At 40.3% G+C, this 6,289-nt stretch carries 7 protein-coding genes; 2 read left to right on the top strand and 5 right to left on the bottom strand.

The features are described from left to right. The 3 genes from B2X33_RS08515 to fdxA form a co-directional block, all read right to left on the bottom strand. The coding region (locus tag B2X33_RS08515) for a M23 family metallopeptidase (protein WP_296669001.1) at positions 1-845 on the bottom strand (845 nt) is incomplete at its 3' end. Positions 846-888: 43 nt separating this feature from the next. Next, positions 889-1,305, bottom strand: coding sequence for a hypothetical protein (locus B2X33_RS08510; RefSeq protein WP_296668999.1), 417 nt, complete (start codon positions 1,303-1,305; stop codon positions 889-891). 69 nt (positions 1,306-1,374) lie between these two features. Further along, complete coding sequence (gene fdxA / locus B2X33_RS08505; protein WP_349681353.1) at positions 1,375-1,551, bottom strand: 4Fe-4S ferredoxin; 177 nt, start codon at positions 1,549-1,551, stop codon at positions 1,375-1,377. Positions 1,552-1,873: 322 nt separating this feature from the next. Between fdxA and deoC the strand changes: the two genes are divergently transcribed. Beyond that, complete coding sequence (gene deoC, locus B2X33_RS08500; protein WP_296022706.1) at positions 1,874-2,548, top strand: deoxyribose-phosphate aldolase; 675 nt, start codon at positions 1,874-1,876, stop codon at positions 2,546-2,548. 19 nt (positions 2,549-2,567) lie between these two features. Here deoC and B2X33_RS08495 read toward each other — a convergent pair whose 3' ends face one another. Both B2X33_RS08495 and B2X33_RS08490 read right to left on the bottom strand, forming a co-directional pair. Next, positions 2,568-3,503: an MBL fold metallo-hydrolase gene (locus B2X33_RS08495; protein ID WP_296668998.1), complete on the bottom strand. Its 936-nt coding sequence runs from the start codon at positions 3,501-3,503 to the stop codon at positions 2,568-2,570. A gap of 212 nt (positions 3,504-3,715) precedes the next feature. Beyond that, on the bottom strand, positions 3,716-4,786 hold the full coding sequence (locus B2X33_RS08490) for a PTS sugar transporter subunit IIC (protein WP_296668997.1): 1,071 nt from the start codon (positions 4,784-4,786) through the stop codon (positions 3,716-3,718). 200 nt (positions 4,787-4,986) lie between these two features. Between B2X33_RS08490 and B2X33_RS08485 the strand changes: the two genes are divergently transcribed. After that, entirely contained in the window at positions 4,987-6,213 is a 1,227-nt protein-coding gene (locus tag B2X33_RS08485; RefSeq protein ID WP_296022709.1) for a pyridoxal phosphate-dependent aminotransferase, read from the top strand. Positions 6,214-6,289: the final 76 nt, after the last annotated feature.

Genomic DNA, 6,289 nt, shown 5'->3' with positions numbered 1-6,289 from the left:
TGAGGCCCTGTGCTTGCGCCTGTCGAACCTGATTTTGCTATGAGTTCGCCAGCTTTGACTTTTTGACCTTTTTTTACAAGAATTTCTGAAAGATGGGCATACACGCTTGTTAAATTGTTGTAATGCTGCAAAATAACGAAGTTTCCATAAGTTGGGTTAAATCCGCTCTGGCTGACCTCTCCGCTGCAACAGGCAAAAACGCTGCTTTTTAATGGAGCCGCAAGATCTATTCCCGAATGAAATTTCCATTTTCCAGAAATCGGGCTTACACGGTAACCAAAACTGCTCGTTAAAATATTTGTTGAAAGCGGACTTACAAGTTTTGTATCCAGAAAAAAAAGCGCTGTCGTCGGATCGAACCTTTCATTTTTTAAAAAATAGAAAAGGTTTCCGTCAATCTTAAAAATTTTTGCGCTTTTGATTTTTTCCTCGGTCATATATTTTTTGAAAAGAAGCTGTTCCCAGGCTGAGCCGGGATTTTCAGGAATAAAAATTCCGTTAAATGTGGAAGCAAGTATTATTTTTCCGGAAATTTTTGAATCTGCCGAAGAAAACCTGTTTAAAGTTGCGAGTGTGTCTTTGTAAACCGGGCTGAGCCTTGAAGAAAGCCAGATAAAATCCATGTTTTGTGGTACGAGGATTTTATAAAAACTGAGAATTTGTTTTTGAGAGGAATTTTTTGCAGAAAGTGAATATTTTGAGTTAAAGGCCGCTTCCTCTAAAAATTGCTTGAAAATCAAATCTTTTGAACTGTCCGGAACTTTTATAAACGGAAGTTTTTCAGAATTGATTTCAAATATCTTAGTTGAAGACTGTTCTTTGTTTGAAAAAGCGTAAAAATTCAAAAAAAAGGACAGAGCCGGTAAAAAAAAGAATTTTTTGATTTTTTTAGAGAGAATCATTTTCTAGAAAGTCTTTTGTTTTTTGCGAAGGCTTAAATATGAACGAAACAAAGCCGTAAAGAAAAAAGGCAAGGATAATTTCAAAGATTGTAAAAAGCCTTTTGCCTGCAAAGACTAGAAAAACAAAGCCTAAAACTGTAGATGCGATTATCAGGAATTTTGTAAAAAAAATCAGGGAATTCTTAATTCCTGCAGAGCGGATTTTTAAAATAAGCCAGATTAAAAATAAAAGGCAGGCGATTGCTGTAACGCAGAGAGTGTAAGTCTGCGGAAGTTTAGTTGCAAAATACCATAAGGGATAGACGAGTGCAATTCCGACGAGTGCGCAAATTGTAAGAAGCGCCAGAACCTTTAAAATTGAACTGAGAATCTGGCTGTAGCCTTTTAAAATCTGTCTGAACATACCTACAAATATAAACAGACAAAAAAAAATCTGCAAGAGCAATTCTTGCAGATTTTTTAGAATGTAAAACTATTCTTCTGAAATTGCTGTTGCCGGACAAACGCTTGCGCAGGTTCCGCAGCTTACGCATTTAGAAGAATCGATTTCGCGGTGTCCGTCGTTTTCGCTGATTGCTCCGACTGGACAGTCTGGTTCGCATGTTCCGCAGTTTACGCATGCTGAAGGATCAATTTTATAAGCCATAATGTACCTCTTTTTAAGGGAAGTTTCCCAAATGTGATTGAAAAGCCAAAACTGTTTGATTCAATCTGTTTATAATTTAGCATATAAAATTTTCCTAAACAAGAAAAATAAAGGCAGATTTGAACGAATTAGACTGTGCTAACAAAAAAACGCAATGAAATCGAGTTAGCGATTGCAGCGGCAGTCTTGTTGCGCAGTGAAACGGAGCAATGGAGGCGAAAGCCGGAACCGCGGAAAGCGCGGCGGCAACTTTGTTGGCGCAACTCCCATAAAATTTTTAAGAATTATGTTATAATGAATGTTAGTTTTTTTACGGGAGAAAAATATGGAAAGAAAAGAAATTGCGAAATTTATTGATCACACTCAGCTTTCTGCCTGTGCTACGGAAAGCGACATTAAAAAACTTTGCGAAGAGGCTGTAAAATACGGATTTGCGAGCTGCTGCGTTAATCCAGTTTATGTTCCTTTTGCGGCGGAAATTTTGCGTGGAAGCGGAGTTAAGGTCTGCACTGTGATTGGTTTTCCTCTTGGGGCGAATTCGATTGATGACAAGGCGAGCCAGGCCGCTATGTGTGTTAGCGAGGGCGCGGACGAAGTTGACATGGTTGTAAATCTAGGCGCTGTAAAAGACGGGCGATGGGAAGATGTTTTTGAAGAGATTTATGCGGTTCGCTGTGCAGTCGATGACGTTGATTGCGGTGAAAATAAAAAAATTGTAGAAAAAGTGATTCTTGAGACCTGCTATCTTAATGATGAAGAAATTGTAACGGTTTGCGAAAAGGCAAAGGAAGCCGGCGCTGATTTTGTAAAGACTTCTACTGGATTTGGGACTGGAGGCGCGAGCGTTCATGCCGTTGAATTGATGAGAAAAACTGTCGGAAAAGACATGGGCGTAAAGGCGAGCGGCGGAATCCGGACTTTTGAAGACGCCGTGGCAATGCTGGATGCCGGTGCAAACAGGCTTGGTTGTTCTGCCGGTGTTAAAATTGTTGAAGGCTGAGTTTTTTTGTGGCGGAAAATCAGGCGAGAGACCAGTACATCATGTTGTCTTTGATTTCGTACTTGATTTTTCCGCTGTCGCTTAGGGAGCTTAAATATGAGCGCAAGGTGCAGCCTATAAGGACGTATTGGCTGAGTTTGAGCGAAATTCCGTTGCGGGTGCTTACATTTTGGAGAAGCTGTTCTGCCGTTTTTGGAGTTTTTAATTCGTCCAAAATCATATTTTCGGTTTCGAGAAGGGCAATAAGGTTTAGTTCGACCAGCCCTTCAATTTGTTCAACGCCTTGACCGTGCCCTGGAACATAAAAATCGGCCTGGATTTTTAAGAGGGCCAAAAGGCTTTTTTTTGATTCTTCTTCGTTAAAAAGATACTGAATCCAGTATTTTTTTATTGCGTCGCGTCCGCTCAGGCAGTCGCCTGCAAAAAAAATTTTTTTTCCGTCTGTATCGGTGATTAAAAATCCTGTATGGTCGATGTAATGACCTTTGAGCGGAACTGTCTGTACGTGAATTTTATCTTCAATGTAAAAATCTGAGCCGCTTTTAAATGTTTTGTCGGCAATGCAGGGAGAAGCCGTAAAATACTTTGTTTCGAGCTCTTTTACCGGCATTCCGCCCCAGATTAGGCCTGTTTCGAGAACGGGGCATTCCATTATTGCGGCTTCGCCAATGCTTGCAATAATCTGGCATCCGGTTTTTGAGCGCAAATATTCGTTTCCGCCGCAATGGTCTGCATGAGAGTGTGTGTTTATTACGGATTTTATTTTGGGAGAATTGAAGGAACTGTTTACTGCTTCAAGTATCGCCTTTGCATAGCGTTCATCGTTTCCGCTGTCGATTAAATAAATATTTGTGGAGGAATCTGGCTGTTTTAGGGCAATAATTCCGATATTTGTTGGCAATGCAAGAAGATAAATGTTTTTTGAAAGTTCAGATAATTCAGTTTTTTCGTTCATTTATTATTCTCCCGTAAAAAAAATCTATCTAATACAAATGTCGAGTTTTGATAAGAGCAGTAATTTAAGTGTCTATCCTGTGCTGCGACAGGTGAAGCTGTTGGAATTTTTCAATAGATTATCTGGTTCAAGCACGATAATGACATTAAATTATAAAACTCGAAATCAAGGGTATCTAATATGAATCTCAATTTTTACATTATAGAACTGTTTTAGCTATTTTCCAAAAGTAAATCACCGTCTTTTATCCAATCGAGTTTTCTGAAAAATTTCCCAAAAAGCCATGTTAAAATTCCTGGTAAAACAAAACATACGAGAATAAGTCCAAGCCAGTCGAATCCTGAAGGAGCAGCTGCTGACGCCCCGTGGGAAAGTGCTGTCTGAGAAGGATTGAACCAGCCAGAAATGACGCCGATTTGACCTACTAAGCCGCAGGTTCCCATTCCAGAACTTACCGCTGCTCCATTCATTTCCATTTTGAAAATGCAGGTTGCAACAGGACCTGTGATGAGTGAAGAAAGGCAGGCCGGAATCCATATTTTTGGATTTTTGATGATATTTGGCATTTGGAGCATGCTTGTTCCAAGCCCCTGGCTCAAAAGTCCTGACCAGCGGTTTTCCTTAAAACTCAATACTGCAAAACCGACCATTTGCGCGCAGCAACCGGCGACTGCCGCTCCTCCTGCAAGACCTGTAAGACCGAGAGCTGCGCAGATCGCTGCTGAACTTACTGGCAAAGTGAGCAAAACCCCTACAAGAAGAGAAATTATCATTCCCATCAAGAAAGGACGGAGTGTTGTTGCCCAGACAATTATGTTTCCAAAGGCGCTTGCTGCTTTTCCAATGTATTTTGCTGTAATGACTGTTAGCAATGATCCTGTTAAAAGCGTAACAAGCGGAGTAACAATAATATCAACTTTTGTTTTTTTGCTTACAAGGCAACCTGCTTCTGCTGAAAGAATTGCGATAAAAAGAACTGCAAGAGGTCCTCCAGCTCCACCAGTTACATTTGCCGCGCTTCCTGTTGCCGCAAGTGTAAAAAGAACAAGTGCAGGAACTTGCATTGCAAAACCGATTCCTATTGCCATAGCCGCTCCGACAACATGAGCGTCCGAAGCAAAAGCACCTGCATCAACTAAAAAAGTAAAAATTGGGTTTGAGCCAAGCCGCAAAAGCTGCTGACCAAGAGTTTTTACAATTGTTCCGATTAAGAGCGAAGCGAAAAGACCTTGCGCCATTCCACCCAAAGCATCAATAAGATACCGTTTGACGTACTTGTTCATAACGTCCTCCTGTAAACACCGCGTTAGCGGGAGAAAATATGGTAGTGTCATTGATATACTTGCTGATGCCGAAAAATAATGGTCATCCCAAACGTAACATCTGAATTTCCTGTCTAATTTAGCAAAAAATCAGTTAAAATTCAATTTATGCCGTGTTTTATCTTTGAGAGATTTAAATAAAATGATATAATAATTCTGTTATGTTTTTTCATGGTGGAACTAATTCAAGAAGACTGAATGATTATCTGGACTTTTCTGCTAACACAAGTCCTTTGGGAGTTCACAAGGCTGCTTCGAGGGCATTGCTTGCGCTTTCCTTAAATCCAGATATTATTGCGGCTTATCCGGATCCTAATTGTACGGAACTGAAAGAATCTCTTGCTAAATACTGGAATTTTGACGGGCCAATTCTGTGCGGCTCTGGCGCTGCTGATATTACTCAGCTTATTTCTATGGTTTTTGGAAAAAATGTTCAGGGAACGGCTTTTAACCTGATTGTTGAGCCTGCCTTTTCTGAATACGAAAATGCGCTTTTGATGGCATGCAGCGAAGAAAAAATTCTTCACCTTACCCTCGAAAAGAAAAACGACTTTGTTTTTACGGAAGATGATTTTCAGCATCTTGAAAAAATTCTTTCGGGCGGAGTTCCGCTTATGTTTATGGCAAGTCCTTCAAACCCGGCAGGCAACGTGATGCCTTTGGATATGATTGTAAGAATTGCCAGGCTCTGCGAAAAATCGGACACTGTTCTTGTTTTGGATTCCTGTTTCTGTCAGTTTAGCGAAACTGCCGAAAAAAATGTCCGCGCGCTTATAGACCGCGCTGATGAATTCCCGCATCTTATAATTCTCAATGCATTTACAAAATTTTATGGAATGGCAGGACTTCGTTTGGGATACGCGCTTTGCTTTAGTTCCAGCGTTTATAATCCTCTTGTTAATGCAATGCGTCCGTGGACAATCAGTACGGACGCCCAGGTAACAGGTTCTGCGGTAATGCAGGCAGAAATTGAAAGCAATAGTTGGCACCGTCAGATGCTCAAGCTTGTAACCGAAGAACGAAAATATTTGTCGGATTATTTTGAATCAATCGGAGCAAAAGTTTTGCGTGGTGAAGGAAATTATATTCTCGTTCAACTTAATGAAACTTTACAGAAAACGGCGTTGGATTATGCTTCCGGCTCAGAGCATGCAAAGGATAAAAAAGGTCATAACGGTCCGAAAAAGCAGTCTTTGGTCAACGAAGAGGATTCTTCGCCAAATCCGTTTAAGGCGCCTTTGTGCCAGGCTCTGGCAATGTCAAAAATCGTAATCCGTGGTTGTTCGGATTTTTATGGAATGGATTTAAGCTGGTACAGAGTTTCGATAAAAGCCCACGAAGAAAATGTTCAGCTTGTAAAAGCTTTGAATAAGATTTTTAAAAAATAAGACTTTAGAATTTTGAGCAGAATTTTTTTAAGTTCTGCTTTTTTTATTCATTTTTTTTGCAAAAAAAAGGCTGCCT

Source organism: Treponema sp. UBA785, from assembly GCF_002297065.1.
In the GTDB taxonomy this organism is placed as follows: domain Bacteria; phylum Spirochaetota; class Spirochaetia; order Treponematales; family Treponemataceae; genus Treponema_D.
This window is presented reverse-complemented; position numbering and strand designations above follow the sequence as displayed.